The sequence below is a fragment of the Odoribacter sp. Z80 genome (genome assembly GCF_009935865.1).
GTDB lineage: Bacteria > Bacteroidota > Bacteroidia > Bacteroidales > Marinifilaceae > Odoribacter.
This window is the reverse complement of sequence record NZ_QWEL01000010.1, coordinates 25755-44389: the sequence shown is the minus strand read 5'-3', so window position 1 is coordinate 44389 and position 18635 is coordinate 25755. Positions and strand designations below refer to the sequence as shown.

General features: G+C 46.9%; 13 protein-coding genes and 2 pseudogenes. 2 read left to right on the top strand and 13 right to left on the bottom strand.

What is annotated here, in order from left to right; translation table 11 throughout:
* Nucleotides 1-571 precede the first annotated feature (571 nt).
* On the top strand, nt 572-694 hold the full coding sequence (locus D1136_RS08115) for a methylenetetrahydrofolate reductase (protein ID WP_237567026.1): 123 nt from the start codon (nt 572-574) through the stop codon (nt 692-694).
* 120 nt (nt 695-814) lie between these two features.
* Here the strand turns inward: D1136_RS08115 and D1136_RS08110 are convergent, their stop codons facing one another.
* The 10 genes and pseudogenes from D1136_RS08110 to D1136_RS08065 form a co-directional block, all read right to left on the bottom strand.
* Nucleotides 815-1834 (bottom strand): IPT/TIG domain-containing protein, encoded by a 1020-nt coding sequence (locus D1136_RS08110; RefSeq protein WP_161877136.1) that lies wholly within the window; start codon nt 1832-1834, stop codon nt 815-817.
* A 19-nt stretch (nt 1835-1853) separates the two neighbouring features.
* Complete coding sequence (locus D1136_RS08105; RefSeq protein ID WP_237567025.1) at nt 1854-4532, bottom strand: pitrilysin family protein; 2679 nt, start codon at nt 4530-4532, stop codon at nt 1854-1856.
* Between the two features lie 80 nt (nt 4533-4612).
* Nucleotides 4613-5890, bottom strand: coding sequence for a thioredoxin family protein (locus D1136_RS08100; protein WP_161877134.1), 1278 nt, complete (start codon nt 5888-5890; stop codon nt 4613-4615).
* A 15-nt stretch (nt 5891-5905) separates the two neighbouring features.
* A complete protein-coding gene (locus tag D1136_RS08095) occupies nt 5906-6715 on the bottom strand; it encodes a hypothetical protein (protein WP_161877133.1) in 810 nt (269 codons plus the stop codon).
* Nucleotides 6716-6735: 20 nt separating this feature from the next.
* Nucleotides 6736-7359 carry a fasciclin domain-containing protein gene (locus tag D1136_RS08090; protein ID WP_161877132.1) on the bottom strand — a complete coding sequence of 208 codons (624 nt, stop codon included), beginning with the start codon at nt 7357-7359 and terminating at the stop codon, nt 6736-6738.
* A complete protein-coding gene (locus tag D1136_RS08085) occupies nt 7347-8909 on the bottom strand; it encodes a RagB/SusD family nutrient uptake outer membrane protein (protein ID WP_161877131.1) in 1563 nt (520 codons plus the stop codon). Before D1136_RS08085 ends, D1136_RS08090 begins: the two co-directional genes overlap by 13 nt.
* Nucleotides 8910-8921: 12 nt before the next feature.
* A complete protein-coding gene (locus tag D1136_RS08080) occupies nt 8922-12467 on the bottom strand; it encodes a SusC/RagA family TonB-linked outer membrane protein (RefSeq protein ID WP_161877130.1) in 3546 nt (1181 codons plus the stop codon).
* Nucleotides 12468-12502: 35 nt separating this feature from the next.
* Nucleotides 12503-13684, bottom strand: coding sequence for a FecR family protein (locus D1136_RS08075; protein WP_161877129.1), 1182 nt, complete (start codon nt 13682-13684; stop codon nt 12503-12505).
* 67 nt (nt 13685-13751) lie between these two features.
* Entirely contained in the window at nt 13752-14318 is a 567-nt protein-coding gene (locus D1136_RS08070) for an RNA polymerase sigma-70 factor (RefSeq protein WP_161877128.1), read from the bottom strand.
* Nucleotides 14319-14794: 476 nt separating this feature from the next.
* Nucleotides 14795-15223: pseudogene (locus tag D1136_RS08065) on the bottom strand (discoidin domain-containing protein); the annotation flags it as partial.
* Between D1136_RS08065 and D1136_RS08060 the strand changes: the two are divergent.
* On the top strand, nt 15214-15474 hold the full coding sequence (locus tag D1136_RS08060; protein ID WP_161877126.1) for a hypothetical protein: 261 nt from the start codon (nt 15214-15216) through the stop codon (nt 15472-15474). The pseudogene D1136_RS08065 and the gene D1136_RS08060 overlap by 10 nt on opposite strands.
* Before the next feature lie 105 nt (nt 15475-15579).
* Here the strand turns inward: D1136_RS08060 and D1136_RS11040 are convergent, their stop codons facing one another.
* The 3 genes and pseudogenes from D1136_RS11040 to ftsZ form a co-directional block, all read right to left on the bottom strand.
* On the bottom strand, nt 15580-16722 hold the full coding sequence (locus D1136_RS11040; protein ID WP_370461326.1) for a helicase-related protein: 1143 nt from the start codon (nt 16720-16722) through the stop codon (nt 15580-15582).
* 51 nt (nt 16723-16773) lie between these two features.
* Nucleotides 16774-17370: pseudogene (locus D1136_RS11035) on the bottom strand (DEAD/DEAH box helicase); the annotation flags it as partial.
* 108 nt (nt 17371-17478) lie between these two features.
* Nucleotides 17479-18612 (bottom strand): cell division protein FtsZ, encoded by a 1134-nt coding sequence (gene ftsZ / locus D1136_RS08050; RefSeq protein WP_161877124.1) that lies wholly within the window; start codon nt 18610-18612, stop codon nt 17479-17481.
* Nucleotides 18613-18635 lie beyond the last annotated feature (23 nt).

Here is an 18635-nt window from a genome sequence, read left to right as displayed (position 1 = left end):
TTGAAAAGCTCTGTTGGAAAAGGCACAGGAAAAAGGATCCGAGAGCTGTTCTTATGAAGGTGCGCGAGGGCTAATGGAAAAGTCTGTTTGATCAAAAAGATATCTATGATCACAAAATAAAATTTGCAAACATATTGCTTTATTTTGCCCAATTCAAATAAATGATTACTTTTACCAAAATTACACAAGCAGATTCTTGAATGATAACAGGAGACGATGATAGACAGAAATCTGTTACTAAATCGTTACTAAAGGACAGTTTGAAATAATTATCACCTTGATAATAAGGATTTTAATGGGAGTTGGTTCATAAACCTCTCTCTCCGCCGAAAGACAAAGAAAAAATCAAGAAAAATCCTGTAAACTATTAATTTACAGGGTTTTTACTTTTTGAATGGAAAGCAAAAAACAGCAAAACTCCGTGACATTCACGGATAAATTCGGTGACATTTTGAGATAGTGTACCAAAAAGTGTATAAATTTTATCTATTTTCCTTTTTGCAAATCTATTCCTTTTTAATAAAATAATCTTAATTCTAAAAATTTATAAATAAGGTATTTATAAATTCAGGTGGGCATCGACTGGTGTACCACCCAAAGCCGCGATTTGCTGGCACACGGTGCTCCAGCCATCCACTACTACACCATGGGCAAAGCCGATAACATCCGCGAAATCCTGAAAAGGGCATTTTGAGACCAGTGTGTGAGCGGAGCTATCCGTTCAAAAAAGGAAGCCGACTGAAAAGTAAAATTTTCGGCCGGCTTCCTTGCTATGTCCTTACCTTGGCGGCAGGAACACCTGAATCGTTATCGGTTATTCGTATTCGAAACCGATGGTGGATACTTCCTCTTCGTTCGTACAGGCAATCGACTTTATCCCACCCCATTCTTCATACGTATAGGTAAGCGGTAAATGACCATTCATGGCATCTAAAGAAGACGGCAGATTAGCGGAGGAATTTCCGCAAAGTCCTAAAAGATGCGGGAAGAAGTCACCATTTTCTGTAATAGACGTCAGGATAAATTTGTAAATACAAATCACCGGGTCTACACCGTTCGGGATATTTTTTTGTTCCCCGAATTTAAGTCCGCTTCCGTCGATGGCCACCAAATTGTTATCGGTATATTCGTATTCGATGACATATTCTTCCTCTTCTCCCTCATACCTTACGGCTAAAGCAGTAAGGTAGTTGTTTGTATATTGACAGTTGAAAGAGGTGTTGTAAGCATCCACGTAACCGGCTATTTTACCGTCTTTCAAGGAATAGGTATATGCTTCGGCTTCTTCTGCGTCAGCGATAAAGACCTGTTCACTTTCCCGTTTTACATTGTAAATCATTTCCTGAGTTTCACCCTCTGCTTTTACAACATATCCGATTTTCCCGATTTGTCCGTCTTCGCCATAGGTGAGGGCATACTCTACAGTGGTGCCCCAAGGGTCGGAAAAGATGACTTTGGTAAGCTTTTTTTCCACTTTGTTTGCCAGCAGCTCTACTGTTCCCAATTCATATTCCTTGTCGTTCTGGCGTACTACGATTTTGTAGTTACCGGCTTCTGCACCGGCGGGCACGGTGAAGGTGATGCTTGTAGCCGTGAACACAGCTCCTTCGATGTCCAAAGGCTTAGCCGCATCCGCACTATTTTTGAAAATAAGTTTGGCAGTAGTGGCAAAGTCTTTGCCGTTAATGGTGACTTCCTGACCGATAGTCAAGGTTTCCGGAAGGGTTGCTGTCGGAGCAACGGGAGGCGGTGTCGGTTTGTCGTCGTCGCCCGAGCAGGCGGTGAAAGCACATGCGCTGCATATGATGAGCAGCATCATCCAAATGTTTTTCATAACGTTAAATTTTAAGAAGTTAATAAATTACTACATCTATACACTGTGCCGTGTCAAAAAATTTACGGGCAAATGCAACAATGTCTTTCGCACGGATTTTATCGATGATGCCATCGAAATAACGGGGGTCATCAAGCGAGGTATGGGTGCGGTTGTAAAATTGCAGGTTTTCCGTCCAATAGGCCACGTTTTTTCCGGCAAAGGCCTTTTGGTGTTCTTTCTTAAGCACCAACAGATAGTATTCGGCGTCGTCTTCGGAGATACCTTCGTTGAGGAACTGTCGGATTTGATCGTGAACGATTTGCCGCATCCGGGGTCCTTTAGCCTGCGAACTCTCAAACTGTATGGCGAAAGTCTGGTCGTAGAACGGGTAATCCTCCGCTTCCGTATGGAGGTGCACTCCATAGGAACCGCCCTCATCCTCGCGGATAATCTGCCGGAAGAGGTTGTCGAAATGTTTCCGCAGGACATGAAAACAGATTTTATCCGATTCCTTGGTTTTCAGGTGGTTTTTATATTCTATGTTCACCATGTATTTCTCTTCGGGCAATCCCAGACGAATGTCGCGCGTGGCGGATGCCGTGTTGGCATATCGATGGTGCATGGGCGTTTCGCGGACATTCCGGGTTGGCAGGGAAGCAATATACAGTTCCACTAACCTGCGGGCCTCTTCACGGGGCAAATCGCCGACAAGATAGAAGGAGAAGTCGGCAGCGTTACGGAAACGCTCGTCGTAGATTTCCACCATCCGGTTGTAATCCATCGCCGCATAATAAGCCGTATCTGTTTGGTAGATTCGGGGCGACGGAAGGGTGTGCAACTCCTGCATGACGGCAGCAATCGAATCATCGGTTGTGGGTTTGGCATAGGTGCGCTGGATTTTGTTGGCACGCACGTATTTGTCGAAGTCCGGACGGCTAAACCGGGGATGTACGACAGTGAGGTGAAAGAACTGGAAAGCAATTTCCGCATCGTCGCGCGTGCTGCTGCAATTGATGCTTTCCGACCGTTCGCCGAGGTTGATGTTGATGTCGATGTTGTGCCCGCGCATAATGGTATTAAGCACCCGGGCCGGGTATTTGTACAATCCGTATTGTAGGAACAAGGTATTCAGCGCATCGGCCGAGGGCAGGTCTTCTGCCGGCAACAGGGAACGGCCTCCGGGGCTTCCGGCCAGGAGGTTAAATACACCGGTTTCGTAATCGTTGTGTTTGTAGTAGACTTTGGCTCCGTTGCTCAAGGTCCATTCCTCGGCATCGAGGGCTTTTAACGTCCTGGTTTTGACAATGCGACCGGCAGTGGGCGTGAAATCCATCAGAGCCGGCAGCGTATCGGCAACGGCCTGCACGTAAGGGGCCGGCAAGGCTTGACGGGCTTCGCGGAACAGACGTGTCAAAGTTTCGCTGTCCGGGAAAGGGTAATCCGGGTTGTTGCCTTGTACGGCATATATGCGGTTGAGGTCGCCGGCATTCCACCGGTCGAGCCAGGCATGCACGGCGCGGCTGTCGATGGAATCGAGCAGATGCCAGGTGGCGTCTAATTTTTCGGCCACTTCGGCCAATGGGTAACCGAGCAGAAAATGGTCCTGATAGATTTTCAGGTAGACGCTGTTGGGCATGCGGCCAAGCATGGCGGCCGACTGTTTCAGCCCGAGGCGGTAGTTGTCTGTCAGTTCCTTTAGCTTTTGGTCTGTGATGGCATAGCGGTGGATGCGTTCAAGCTGTTCCAGCACTTGTTGCACTGCTTCTTTCTCCATCCCGGGCAGAGGGGTAATGGCGATGTTTTGTCCCTCGTAATGGCGCACCATGTCGTGTACACCAGCCTGTGCACTCAGGAATAAGGCGTCTTCTTCCGAGATAAAATCATGGAGCCGTTCGCCGACAATCTGGTTATAGAACTCCCGGCACAGCTGGTCTTTGACCTGGTCGCTGAGGGTATGAATTTCCGGTTTTTGGAAACGTTTCATCAGCACAACGGCATTCTGGGGAATATTTTCATCGATAAGCCGGCAATACTGGGGCTGTTCGTTGTCCGGAATGGTATATACCACCCGCGGTTTGGCATTCACGCGCCTGGGAATACCGGCAAAAAGGCGTTTCACCCCGGCCTCCACCGCTTCAGGGTTGATGTCGCCGAGGACAATGACTGCCTGCTGGTCGGGACGGTAAAAGTCGTGATAGTAGGCGCGCACTTCATCGGCGGTGAAGTGGTTCAGGACTTCCGGAGTGCCGATAACGTCGTGGGTGGCGTATTTGCTGTGGTTGTAGAGGTAAGCGTTGAGCCGGCTTTGCATCCGTTGTGAAAGGTCCATCCCTTGACGGCGTTCTTCAAGGATGACTTTGCGCTCGATTTCCATTTCGTCGGCTCGGAGTTGCAGGAAGCCCGACCAGTCGTGAAGAATGAGCAGGCAGGAATCTACCAGTCCGTTGTCGGCCGTGGGGACGCCGTTGATGTGGTAGACCGTTTCATCGGCCCCTGTGTAGGCATTTAAATCCTGGATGCCCCGGCGTTTCAGAAAGGCAGGTACGCCTTCCGGGAAATTTTCCGTGGCATGGAAAGCCATGTGTTCGAGCACATGGGCAAGCCCGTTTTGATGGTCTTCTTCCATCAGGGCCCCCACGTTCTGCACTAAATAGAAGTCGGCTTTCCCGGCGGATGCCCCCGTAGCACGGATATAATAGGTCAGTCCGTTTTCCAACCGTCCGTAGCGGAAGGGTGTTTCCGGCGTCGCCGACAGGCGAAGGGCACAGACGATCAGCAATGTCAGGAAAAAGATTCTCATAGGTTGTTCATTTTTTCACGAATCATATTCTGTAACTGCACTTTTACAGCTTCTTCCGGAATACCGGCGCAAACGATAAAGGCCTGGTTGAGGCTTTGTTTAGCTTTAGCCGAATCACCGGTTTTCTGCTGGTTTTCCGCCAGCAACATCAACAGACGGGCACGCAGTTGGGCGGTCATGTCGAATGTCAGGGCACGGTCTAACCATTGAATCAGCATGGGGCGGGCATTGTCCGGCGGATTACCTTGATAAAGACCGTAGAGGTCTTCGATGGGCTGAGTGTAGTCGTTAATACTCAACGCTTTTCCGGCTCCTGCGAAATACTTGTCCATATTTTCAAAAAAGAGGGGCAGGTTGCGACGGAACAGGTTAAAATAACTGTCGGCCAGCAGGGTCACCGCTTCAACCGCCGTCAGGTCGCCGAAGGGCATGTCGGCATAGATGGCCTGTAAGTCGTCACCGATGCGCCCGAGGGCTTGCTTGTAGTCGGTTTTGCCGGTGCTGCAAAGGCGCAGGATATGCGTGTTGTAAAGTCCGATGAGGTAGTTCTGTACCGTCTCTTTATCCACTGCCTGACAATAACGGTCGTAGTTTTTGACTACGAAATCGAATATTTCGTCTTGTTTTTCCATCTCGGGATGATAGAGGGAGAGGATGGCAAAGTCGGTGGGGTTGACCATGTTTTCCAGTTTCCTGGTTTTGAGGTATTCCGGGAACAGGGCATCGATGCGCACCTTCCATTTTTCCTGGTTGTAATCGTTTTGCGTACCGATAAAATAGGGTGCACGGATTAGCAATTTTTGTTGCAATTCAGTGTTTTTCTTCTCTTTGCGCGATTTTTCATACAGTTTCTCGAACGTGAGTTCTTCGCCTGCGGCAATCTGCGCTTCAAGCATCAGCACGTCGGGAGTAACGGCTCCAATCAGGGTCCTTAATACCTCGCCCTTACTGTCGATGAACATCATCGTGGGCAGGGATTCCACTTTGTAGCGTTTGACAATCTCTTTATTGGCTGCCGCTTCGCAGTCTAATTTGCAATTGATGAAATGTTCGTTGAAGTAGTCGCCTACCGGTGGAATGGTGAACACCTGAGTGGCCATCACTTTGCAGGGACCACACCAACTGGCGTAGAAGTCGATAAAAAGATTTTTCTTTTCTGCTTTGGCTTTGGCCAAAGCTTCTTCAAAAGTGCCCTCTGTAAATGTGATTTGGGCAGATAAACCGTTGGCAGCCACGAGAAGCAGACCAACAAACAGGAGTTTCAAATGTTTCATATCTTCAGAAATGATTTATTGCAGGATAAAGGTGAATATATCGGGCAGCACTACGCTGTATCCTTCATTGCTGACCCGCAGCGAAATAACGTATTTCCCGGCCGGAGAGTTGACTTTGGCATCCACATACATGCGTCCGCCTCCGATAACAGTGAGGTAATGCCCGAAATCCATGGCAGCCTCTTCCCCCCGGTTGCTCCGGATGCCCACCAGGGAATAGGTTATCGGTTCCGTTCCCAACAACTGTTCGATGCAGGAGGTGGTCCAGGGAACATCTAAAGATTGCTGTTTCTGCAATTTTTCCAACTCCCGGGCAATGGCAAAGGGAGTTTCCAGACCGGCTTCCTGGCAGAGGGCTTTGATTTTTCTTTCTATCTGGTCCCTCATCTGGAATACCGGAGCGTACACCACAGCCTCGTATGTCGCGTAAGCTTCGTACGCTTTTTCGCAATTGTCCGTCAATTCCTGCACGCGGGCAGGGTCGGCGTCGGATTCGTCCGCAAACTGGTCTAAGTAGGCATACAGCGTTTCTCCGTGTTTATTCATAATGCCTTCCAACCGTTCGAGTTCTTCGGTGATTTTAGCTTCCTCTGCTTCAATTGCACGATAAGCGTTCAAGGAGTCGAGAATCTCTCCGGAATAGCTGTTCAATTGCTCTTCCAGCCGAATCACTTCTTTATTATAGTCGTCGTAGCGGATAATTTTCAGACTGTCTATCGGGTATCGGGCATCTTCTGTAAACAGGTAGCCTGTGTGTTCTTTTTCGCACCCCATTAAAGCAAGCAGGGCGAAAAAGAGAGTGAGATATACGGTGTATTTATTCATGTCCGGATAAAATTAAGGAGTTATTCAAATAAGAAGTCATGTCCTAAAGCTTGTACCACCCCGTTTTCGGTCTGAATGTTGCTGGAGTAGATTCTCCGGGAGGTGGCGAATTTTTCGATATAGAACCACAGATGTACGGCACCTGCATTTTCAACCCCTAAGTAGGACTCCTGGAAAGTCCAGAGGAAAGCTTCACTTCCGTCCATCAGGATATAGGTTTTGCCGCCGGTCTTTTCGCCTGTCGCATCGGAACGGGAACCGCGGGGCACATTGTTCATCAGGATGCGCTGCGGAATGATTAGTTTTTCCAGCAAACGCCGGCATTCAGCGGCGGGAATTTCGCTTACCCGCCTGTAGTTGTTATCGAACAGGTAGGTCATAATGGCCAGGTTACTGGGAGCCAAAAACGTAATTTGCCCGTATTCTCCTTTGCCTTCGAACAAATCCTGTAAGCCGGCATGTTGAATCATCACCCGGGTGGAATCCCAGTCACGGGGTTGTTTTTTGAAATAGTCCCACATGGAGCAGTCGTGTACTCCATCGGCTATACCGCCGTCGTGATAATTCCATTTTGTGCAGGAAGTCATAGCCAGACCAGCACATAAAAGAAGAGCTATGTGTATGTAAGATTTTATTTTTGCCATAACCAATATGTATTTTGAGTCATTAATGTGTTTTTTTCGAAAGCATCGGAGCTAATCCAGGTGTAGAGTGCACCGTTGCGGACTTCTTCATCGGTGAGGGTTTTGAATTTACCATGCAGCATCTCCCGGTAGTAACCGTTGCGGACAATGTCGAAATAATAGTGTCCTTCGCCGAACAATTCGCGGCGGCGTTCGTTGAAAATCTCCCGGCGCAATGTTTCCGGTTCGGTGCTCCCGGCGTATGCCTCCAATCCGGCTCTCTTCCGAATCCGGTCGAGGTCGTCTTTCGCTGTCGCTTTTTGGAGCCGTGCACGGCATTCGGCACGCAGCAATACCACGTCGGCCAATCGCCAGAAAACGAAATCGCAGTCGGTAGCAACGGGCACTTTGCCCTGACCTCCGAGTACCTCCGGGTTGGTTTGATAATGATAGTCGCGCCATTTATGGATAAAAGCATAGGGGGATACTCTTTCTTCTCCATCGTCTGTGTATTTAACGTTGCCCAAATTGTACCAAAATTCCTGCCGTCTCCGATCGTTTTCTTCGGGATAGATTTCTTTTACCGTTTCCACTGAAATTCGGTTGTAGTCCTGGCTTTTGTTGGTGGACAGGGGTTGCGGACTGACATTGGTGTAAGGGTAATCAATCAGTTCCTGTCCCGGCAGTTCACCTGTGAAGCGGTTGTCGTAGGTATGGGCATCGTCCAGTATGTCGTTGTCGATGCTGAAAATGGTTTCCTTGCTATGGCGGTTTTTGCCAAATACATTGCCGATTAAGCCTGCCATGTCTTCGAGTTCATAGTCGCCGTCAAATTCGTCGATAACCTGTGAGGCATAGTATTCTGCCTGTTCCCAGTATTTCGCATCTTGTGTCAGTCCCCCCATCCAGGCATAGATATTGGCCAGCAGGGTGTTGACAGACCCCCGACTGGCATATTGCCGGGAGGTAATGGTGCGACCGTTCGCGTTGGTCATTTTGTCGTGTGCCGGTAAGTCAAGGGCTTGTTCAGCTTCTCCGGCAGCGTATTGCAACACTTCCAAGGCCGGTTTTTTAGCTAAGGCAATGAGTGATTCCGAGCCCGGCGAAATGGGCGCATCTCCCCAAATCTGAGCTATGCGGAAATAGGTAATTGCTTTGACAAAATGTGCCTGTTTGAGCCAAAAGGCCGCCCGTTCTGCCGAAATGTTCTGAAAGCGGTATTCGTTGTCAATCATCAGGTCGGCCAGGCTAATCAAGGCGTAATGGTCGTGCCATGAGCTTTTCAGCGTTCCGCCGACGAGTGTCTGGGTGGTGTGTGTGGCCACATCCAGTTCGCGGAAACCGGAAATGTTGGGTTTCAGCTCATCGGCATCGACGGAGATGTAATAATAGGGTTGTTTGCCTTTACAGGCTACTTTCATGCGAGCCAGCATGGAGGTATGCAGGGATTCCAGGTCGGCTTCACTCTGAAAGAAATTTGTCAGCGTCACGGAATTTTCGGGAGAGATATCCAGCCAGTCGTTACAGGACAGCAACGGCAGGAATAACAATAAGAAATATAATCTTTTCATCTCGATGGCATATTAAAAGTTAACGGTCAATCCTACGGTAAACTTGCGGGGCAACGGATAGGAAGTAAGGTTATCCATACCGTTGGTCGGGTCGATCAATTCCGGGTCGATACCGGAATAGTTGGTCAGCAGGAAAAGGTTTTCGGCTGTCACGAAGAAACGCGCACTACCGAGGCCGATTTTTTTGACAATCTTCTCTTCCAGGTTGTATCCCAATGTCAATTGTTTCAGGCGCAGGAAATGTACCTTTTCGATGTCACAATCGAACAGGCCGGAGTACTGGTAATACAATCCGTAATCCTGGGGTTTGGGGTAAACTGCCTGTTGGCCTGCTGCACCGTTCCAGACGTTTAGTTGGGTCACATCGGCAAAGAGGGGACCGGAAGCAGCATCCGGTTTCAGGCTGAAATCGTCGTAAATTTTCAGTGCATGCCGACCGATGGAGTAATTGAAGAAGATGTTCAGGTCCAGGTTCTTCCAACGAATTTCATTGATGAATCCCCCGTGTGCCTTAGGCAGCGGACTGGCAGCTGCGTATTTATCGGCAGCACTGATACGCCCGTCACCGTTAAGGTCTACAAGCTTACGCGCGCCCGGCAGATACACCATCCGGGTGTCGTTGTCGTAAATCAACTGTATTTCTTTGTTAGCCGTGTAATATTTGGGCACTTCGTCCAGACTGTTGTAGAAACCGTCGGTTTTGAACACCATCAACTGGTGGAGCGGCCTGCCGATAATCTGGCTGTTGAAGTCGAACCCGTCCGCACTCTTCTCAAAGCGGTTCCAGTTGCGCGAAAGGTTGAATTTCATGCGCCACTGTACCGCCGTTTCGCGGAAAATGTCGGCCGTCAGTTCCAGTTCTATACCCTGATTGGAAATGGCCATTCCGTTTTGCCACTGGAAACCGAGATATTGCGTGTTTCCCGGGAGGGTAATGCGGTTCAACTGGCCTTTGGTGTAGCGGTAATAATAGTCTAGATTGATTTTAAAACGATAGTCGAGCAAGCTGACATCCAATCCCACGTCGTATTGGTTGGTTTCTTCCCAGCTGAGGTTTTTGTTGATAACGCCGGCACTCGTATTCGGCAACATTCCTGCATTACCGTGGAAGGTGTAATGGTCGGGCGACAGCAGTCCGTGTGCCAAGTAGGGCTGATGGAATTTCTGTCCGGAAACACCCCAGCTACCACGTATTTTAGCAAAACTCAGCCAATAAAAGCGTTTCATAAACGGTTCTTCTGAAAAAGCCCATCCCAAGGCGACAGAGGGGAAAGTGGCCCAACGAACGTTTTCGCCGAACACGGAGGAACCGTCGCGGCGCAACGTGGCTTCCAGCATATATTTTTCCTGAAAATTATAGGTGACACGACCGAAATAACTATTGAGGCGTTCTTCGTCGAAATTAGACAGATAAGTGAAGGCGGACATAAACAGGTCTGTGGTACCGTCGCCCACATTGTTTAAACCGTTGTCGCCCCCCCAACCTTGTTCGCCGACATAGTGGACATGGTCGTTCGGTCCGTTGGAACCTGAACCTTTATTCGTGAAACTCTGGTCTTTCTGGAAAGAAAGTCCCAGTAATACATCGAAATTATGCTGGTTTTTGAGGGAGAAATTATAGCTCAGCAGGTTTTCGTTTATGAGCGAAATGTCCCGCGCAATGGTCCCCTCCGAAGTAGAAAAATGGTAAGTCGGGTCCAACGCCTTCGGTTTGAAGACGTTCTGATTCTGCTGGTTGAAATCCACGCCTGCCGACAATTTCAGGTGCAGATTGCGGATAATCTCGTAGTCCAGCACCAAATTGAACCGCCCGGAATAGCTTTGATTTTTTTCCGATGTCTCATTCATTTGCTGGAGCATCTTCCGGGCTACTTCCCCTTCTCCGGGCAGCAAGGTGGGTGTATCTGTCGGATCGGAAGTAATCCCTTCCATTTTGCTGGCATTGCTACCGGCGTTGCTCCCCCGGCTCCGGTCGCTATAGGTGAGTGACAACTGGCTGTCCATGCGCAATTTTTTAGCCGGCATAGCCGTCAGGTTCGTCAATACATTGAAGCGGGTAAAGCCTGTATTGATAGCAATTCCTTCTTCGTCGTAATATCCGGCACCAATCATATAACGTACGTTTTCATTTCCGCCGGAAGCCTGAAGGTTTGCATTGAGCACCTTGGCAACCTGGTAGTTTTGCCGCCACCAGTGGGTAGAGTTGTTGTAAAACGGATTCAGACTGTCCTGTAAGGCAATGGCATTCTGCGGACGGGTAGACCCCCAAAACCAATTGTACATGGGGCCGTGGTCCTTGCGGTTTTCATATACCTCTTCGTACGACTCCGGCAATTTCCAGGTGCCGTCGGCTGTTTTATAAGGAGCCAGGGTGTTGTATAAAGCTTCGAGGTGGTACCTGCGTTCATAAATGCCCCCCCATTGGTCAGGAGCTGCGGGTAACCAAGATGCCGAATAAGAAAAGTTGGCAGCGAAACGGGCTTTTCCGGCCTGGCCTTTCTTGGTCGTGATGAGGATAACGCCGTTTCCGGCACGCGAACCGTAAATGGCAGCAGAAGCGGCATCTTTCAGTACTTCGATGGATTCAATCATCGACGGGTCTAAATCAGACAAGGTATTCGAGCCGGTCACCGGTGAGGTGAACGACTGCATGGGCACGCCGTCGATAACGTAAAGCGGGGTGCCGTAATTGCGTTCATCGCCTTCGCCTTCGACAAACAAAGAGTTATATCCCCGAATGGCTACCAGCGAACCGCCACCGCCCGGAGAACCGGAAATGTTGCTGATTTCCACTCCTGCCATGTGTCCCTGCAACAGGTTTTCGAGACTATGGGTAGGCAATTCCTTGAGGTCATCAGCTTTTACGGAGGAGATTGCACTGACAACAGTACGTTTTTTTTGTGCACCGTAGGCCACAACCTGCACTTCTTCCAAGTTGGCCGATTCGGGCTCCATTTTTACATTTACAGCATTTTCACCGTTATAGGGTATTTTTACGGTTTTGTAGCCCACAAAGGAAAAGACCAATTTTCCCTTTTCCCGGGGTACCGACAGGGTGAAATTCCCCCCGACATCTGTAGAAATCCCCATTTGTGTGCTGTCTAAGAGGACGGTAACACCCGGCAGGGGCATGTTATTTTCGTCCACTACTTTTCCGTGTACTTTATAAAATTTTTGAGGGTCCACTGTTTGGGATTGTTCACGGAACAGAATAATGGTTTTGTCTAAAATGCGGAAAGAAAAACCTGTCCCTTTCAGGCAAGCGGTGAGCACTTCTTCGATATGGACATTCCGGACATCCAACGTGATGTTGGCAATATTTTTCACGGCCGCATCGTCGAAGAAAAAACTAAACTCCGATTGCCGGCGGATGTTGTTCATGACTTGCTCCAGCGAAGCATTGTTCACTTTCAGGTCCAATTTTGCCTCCTGTGAGTAAGTCTTAGCCGAGACTTGTAAAAAGGCTGCGCACAAAAACAACATACAAAGTTTCATAATCTTTTGTGTTTTGCGCCATCGCCCACCATAGCGACGGCTGTTTTCAGCTCTGTTTTCCATTAAATTTGATTTAGACTTTTATTTTAGTTAATGATTTATTGCCATGAGATAGAGACCGTGTGGCCTTTGATGTGGAAGCGTACCCGCCGATTTTGCTCAATGATGCGAAGTATGTCTTCGAAGCGTTCGGTTTTGTCCATGTCGCCTGTGAAACGGATGTCTTTTACTTCGGGATTGAGGTAGAACACTTCTAAGTCGTACCAACGGGCAAGGGTGGTAAACAGGTCTTCCAACCGCATGTCCCGGAAAACGATTCGCCCGTCTTTCCAGGCTGTATGGAGATAGGTGTCGACTTCCTGTTTTGTGATGTAACCGTTGGTTTTCTCGAGGCATCCCTGTTCGCCGGGAGCCAGACGTACGCTTTGTCCGCCGATTTTTTCGGACATCTGCACGGCTCCTGAAACTAATGTCGTGACAATATCCTCCTCCGGATAAGCCCGCAGGTTGAAGCTTGTGCCCAGCACCGTGATTTCGGCAGGCCCGGAAATAACGGTGAACGGGTGCGAAGCATCGGGATGCACATGGAAGTAAGCTTCACCGATAAGATAAACGGTGCGTTGTTTTCCGGTGAATTTTACCGGGTAACGGAGCTGCGACTCGGTGTTGAGCCATACCCGGGTACCGTCCGCAAGGGTCAGCAGATACTCTCCGCCCCGGGGTGTAGTGAGCGTATTGCAGGGAATATTGTCGTTGACAGCCGATGTTGTAGAATAAGTAATTTGGTTTTCCCGGATTTCAATATTCGCTCCTTTTTGGGAAAGCAGAGGAACGGTTACCGTGTCGTTTTGCGATAAAACAATCTGCTCGCCGCCTGCGAGGGTGAGACAAGCTTTGTTGTGGCCGTTTCCCCATTCTTCGGCAGGCAATGCTGAATCTATCCGGTGGGATTTCACCAACCACACAGTCAGTCCGGAAAGTAGCAACATAACTGCAGCAGCATAACGGAGACCGTTATGGAATAGCCAGCGGCAACGACGCAAAGCATGCTGTTTCTGCATAAACATCCGACAGTCACCCTCCCAGTCGATATGCTGATGTAACTGTAGCTGTTCTGCAAGTGTTTTTTCTTGTCCGAAAGAGTCGTACAAGGTGCGGTGACGTTCATCCTGAGCCAACCACTCCTCTAACATCATGCGCTCCGTTGCGGAAAGTTCTTCCCGCAGAGAACGCGCTATTATTTCCGCTAACCGGAATATTTTACTTTCTTTTGTTTCCATAATATTTCCAAATCAATATAAAGACCCTTAAGGAAACAAAAAGAGGGTATACGAATATGAAAAATAATCAAAATTGTAACCAAAAAGTCAGTAGAACCAGCGGGACAATACCTTTTAAACGCTTGTACAACAAAGCTTTTCCTTGCTTTTTGTAAGATTTGACAGTTTCAACACTAATGGAAAGAGTTTCGGCTATTTCCTGATTACTTTTATTTTCAAGCACTAACCGGAAAACTTTTCGGCATTGCCCCGGGAGAGAATCGATGGCCTGTATAAGTTGTATATATACCTCTTCTTCCAGGACATGGTCTAAATAAAAAGCTTCTTCTTCAATGGATTGTGATTCAAAAACATACCGTTGTTTTACTCCTTCATGACGCAGGTGTTTCAAACAACGGTTATGAGTAGTCTGGTAAAGGTAAGCTTTCAAATTATCAACAGAAGTAAATTTTTCCCTGTTTTCAATAAGATGAAGAAAAATTCCTTGTACCACATCTTTGCAGTCTTCTATATCCGAAAGGTAGTTTTTGGCAAAAATCACCAAAGGCACATAATAATGCTCGAACAGTAACTTCACCGCCACATCATCGTAACGTAAAATATCATGCAAAGGTGGTGGTGCTGGAGCAGACATGTTTTTATCTTTTACCGTTAAAAACGCAAATATAATATTTTTGCCTATGTGGCTATAACCGTTTTTGTATAAAAAAGGCACCTACATACCAAATTACAACAAACTATTTTATTCCTAATATTTGTCAATTTTTAGACAAATAGATTTCTATTCTTTTCTTTATTCCAATAATGGAAGATATATATGGTCCTGCTTTTACTCCACTATCATCTTCCGATTGATTAAAATCACGATTAATATAAGTAAGTTTTCCTGTAACATTAAGTTCTAATATCCCATTTTACACCGACCAACTAACTTACCATAAACAATAATCTGCGCACCATCATCAAAGACATCAACTACTTTATCATAATTATTTCATATTTCCGATTTTAATGACAAAATTAATGCAAAAAACTCACAACGGCATTGCTGTGAGGCTCATACAAGATTTCTCAAAATTTCAATATTCCCTTATTCTGCTGCTGAAAATATTAATTCAGCACAATTTCATCAACAAATAAAAATCCCAGATTTCCTTTACCGCCATGCCACTCGGGAATCTGACGCTCAGAGTTAGCAATCACCTTTACATAACGGGCTTTTACCGGCTCAAATGTCAGTTTATGATTAAATATTCCGTTACGGTCCTCTTTTTTCATCGCAGGGTAATTCTCAGCCGCAACCCGCGTATAGTTATTACCATCTTCGGATATTTCAACAGCAAACCCACGGGCATCAAAAATCCAGTCCCCTTTTTCCACACAAACAGCAATCTCAGCACTTGAAATCTCTGTAGGTTGCTGCATATCCACCACTGCTTCCATATCATTTCCGTAAAAAGCAATCCAGCGACCGGTTTTATAATTGGAATTACCCTGTAAACCATCCACTAGCATAGGAGCACCATAATTTGAATATTGATTTATTTCCTTTTATAACATATATTACTTTTAGTACCGAATCTGTAACCGAACCATTTTTATTAGATATTGCTGGAAAACGTTCTCAACATTTACCTTCTTCAATAAAATATACAGGTGAGTCTGAAGAAGAAGGAAAAGATGAATCTGAATATAAATTCAGTTATAAAATGGAAGGAGATTATATATCAGAAATTATTATTGATGATGAAGGAGACATTATAACATTTAAGATTTTCTATGAAGATTAAAATCTTTATGAATAAAAAAGAACCGGTTGAAATTCAACCGGTTTTCTTTTTAATCTATGATTTGGTGTAATCTGGTATGTAGGTACCTTAATTTTTTCTACTATCTTATTTTCTGCGCTTCTTGCCTCCCACGTCTTTTTTCTTTTCGCTGAACCGGGCACGACCGCCGCTTTCGCTTTTGCGCCACTTATTGTTTGCAGTAGCATTCCGGCGTCCTCCGCCAAAATCGCGGCCACGGCCACGATCTGTTCCCCGCTCACGACTGTAACGGTCCTTTACTTCAGTCAAAGTAAAAGGCAGGCCATTAAAGCTCACGTTACGAAAACAAGACATAAATCCGTTTAAGCCGCGAATATCTACTTCAAACTTGGTATTGGTTTCAAAAATACGGATACTGCCTATTTCCAGACCTTTACGCGGAGCATTTTCGTTGATAATGCTCATCAGGTCGCGCGGAGTAAAACCGTCCTCCTTTCCGACATTCACACTGAAAGTAGTAAACTCATTTGAGCTCTCCTCCCGCCGGTCACTGCGCCGGCCTTCCTTACCCTTGCCTCCGCGGCGTTCATCCTCGGAAAGATTCAAATCCTCCACTGATGCATATTTCTTCAGCAATTTACCGAATTCATAGGAAACGATTTTCTGTATCAATTCCTCTTTCGTCAAAGCTTCAAATTTTTCAAACAACTCCTGCTGATACTTATCCAAGGTCTCCTTAGGCTCGGCAGCCATAATCTTATCGGCATAATAAAGCAATTGAGCCCGGCAAACCGCTTCTCCGGCAGGCACTTCCAAATATTGGAACTGTTTTTTCAGTATTTTCTCAATCCGATGCAGTTTTCCTTTTTCCTTGGAATTGATAATGGCTACCGAAACACCTTCCCGCCCGGCACGTCCGGTACGTCCACTCCGGTGGGTATAACTTTCCACGTCCTCCGGAAGGTTAAAATTTATCACATGGGTCAGATTATCCACATCCAAGCCTCTGGCCGCCACATCAGTCGCAACCAAAACTTTCAGCCGCTTCGCCCGGAAACGTTCCATCACCTCATCGCGTTGGGCCTGGCTTAAATCACCATGCAATGCATCACATTCAATTCCGTCTTTCTGCAATTTACGGACAATCTCCCGGGCATCCATTTTCGTACGCACAAAAATAATAGCATACATATCAGGAGCACAATCTATCACCCGGTGCAAGGTTTCATAACAATCTTTAGCCCGTACCTGATAATAAACATGGGACACCGTATCAGCTCCCTGATTCTTCTTACCAGTAGAGATTTCTTTCGCATTATGCAGGTAATTGCGGGCAATGCGTTCCACTTCTTTCGGCATAGTTGCCGAAAATAAATAAGTGTTCCGGCTATCCGGAGTCTCTTCCAGAATAAAATTCAAATCCTCCTTAAAGCCCATGTTCAGCATCTCATCGGCTTCATCCAATACAACCGAACGCACATGGTCTATATTGACCGCCTGTCGTTTTATCAAGTCACACAAGCGCCCCGGAGTAGCAACCAATACATGCACTCCTTTTTCCAACTCCCTAATCTGTTTGCGGATTTCTGTACCTCCGTACACACACAACACTTGAATATCTGGCCGGTATTTGGCATAATTCTGCAAATCCTTACCGATTTGCACACACAACTCCCTGGTAGGACTCAATATCAATACCTGGATTTCATTCAGGGAAGTATCTAACTTCTGAATTAACGGTAAACCGAATGCTGCTGTCTTTCCTGTCCCGGTCTGGGCCAATGCAACCAAATCATTCTCTTCCCCTAAAATAACGGGAATCACTTTTTCCTGTACGGGACTGGGTGTTTCGAACCCTAAATCTTCAATACCTTTAAGGATTTTTTCTTCTAAACCTAATTCTTTAAATTTTTCCATTCAATCTATTTTGCAGCACCCGGCTGCGTTACGAGCAACATAACGTTGCATATTCATGTTACAAACGGCATCACACCGTATTTCTTTTGTTTCTGTATTTGCCTACGGTCAGTTAATCTTCAGGTCCCTGCGTTCAAAAGCCGGGACACCTTCCAGTTCGCGGATTTTAGACATCGGCAATCCCGGTTTAACAACCACTTCCTCCTCTTTCAATACCGCAGGTTGGCACACACCGTCCGAAGCAGTCTCCATACCAAATAATTCCACATCTCCCGTCGGAAATCCCGTAGCTATAATAGTCACCGAAATGGCATTTCCCAGGTTAAGGTCGGTACCTACACCCCAAATCACAGCAGCATTATTTCCTACCTTCCGGATAATATGAGAAGTAATCTGCGACATCTCGTCCATCGTAATCTCATCCGTCCCGGAAGTAATGTTCAATAAAATATCTTTGGCTCCCAGAATGTCATTATTGTTCAGCAAAGGACTCTCCAGCGCATCGGTCACTGCCCGGATTGCCCGGTCTTCCCCGGAAGCCTGTGCAGCACCCATAATGGCCACTCCGCTATCAGTCATAACGGTCCTCACATCAGCAAAGTCCACATTTATATACCCCGGCAGCGTAATAATCTCAGCAATTCCCTTTGCCGCTATATTCAATACATCATTGGCCTTGGCAAAAGCAGCCGATATCGTCTGGGAACCGTAAATCGATTTGATTTTCTCATTATCAATCACAATCAGACAATCCACCTGGTCTTTCAACTTTTTAAGTCCTTCCCTGGCCTGATCTAAACGTTTGGGACCTTCAAAGCGGGCCGGCACAGAAACGATTCCAACCGTAAGAATACCCATATCCTTGGATAACTTAGCAATCACCGGAGCTGCGCCGGTACCGGTTCCTCCCCCCATGGCAGCCGTAATAAAAGCCATCTTGGTGTCCTTTCTCAACAACGCCTCTATATCGTCCAAGCTTTCCTGTGCAGACTTCTCCCCCATAGACGGATTGTTACCGGCACCATGCCCCTGGGTCAACTCCTTGCCTAACTGTATTTTATAAGGAATCGGGCTATTTTGCAAAGCCTGATAATCTGTATTGCAGATGACAAAATCCACATCACAAATTCCCTTATCGTACATATACTCCACAGCATTGCCACCACCGCCACCAACACCAATGACTTTGATGATGGTAGGGGTTTTCTCATTCAGATTAAAATTTATAAATCCGTCAACCATGGCCTGTCTAAATCAAAATTAAT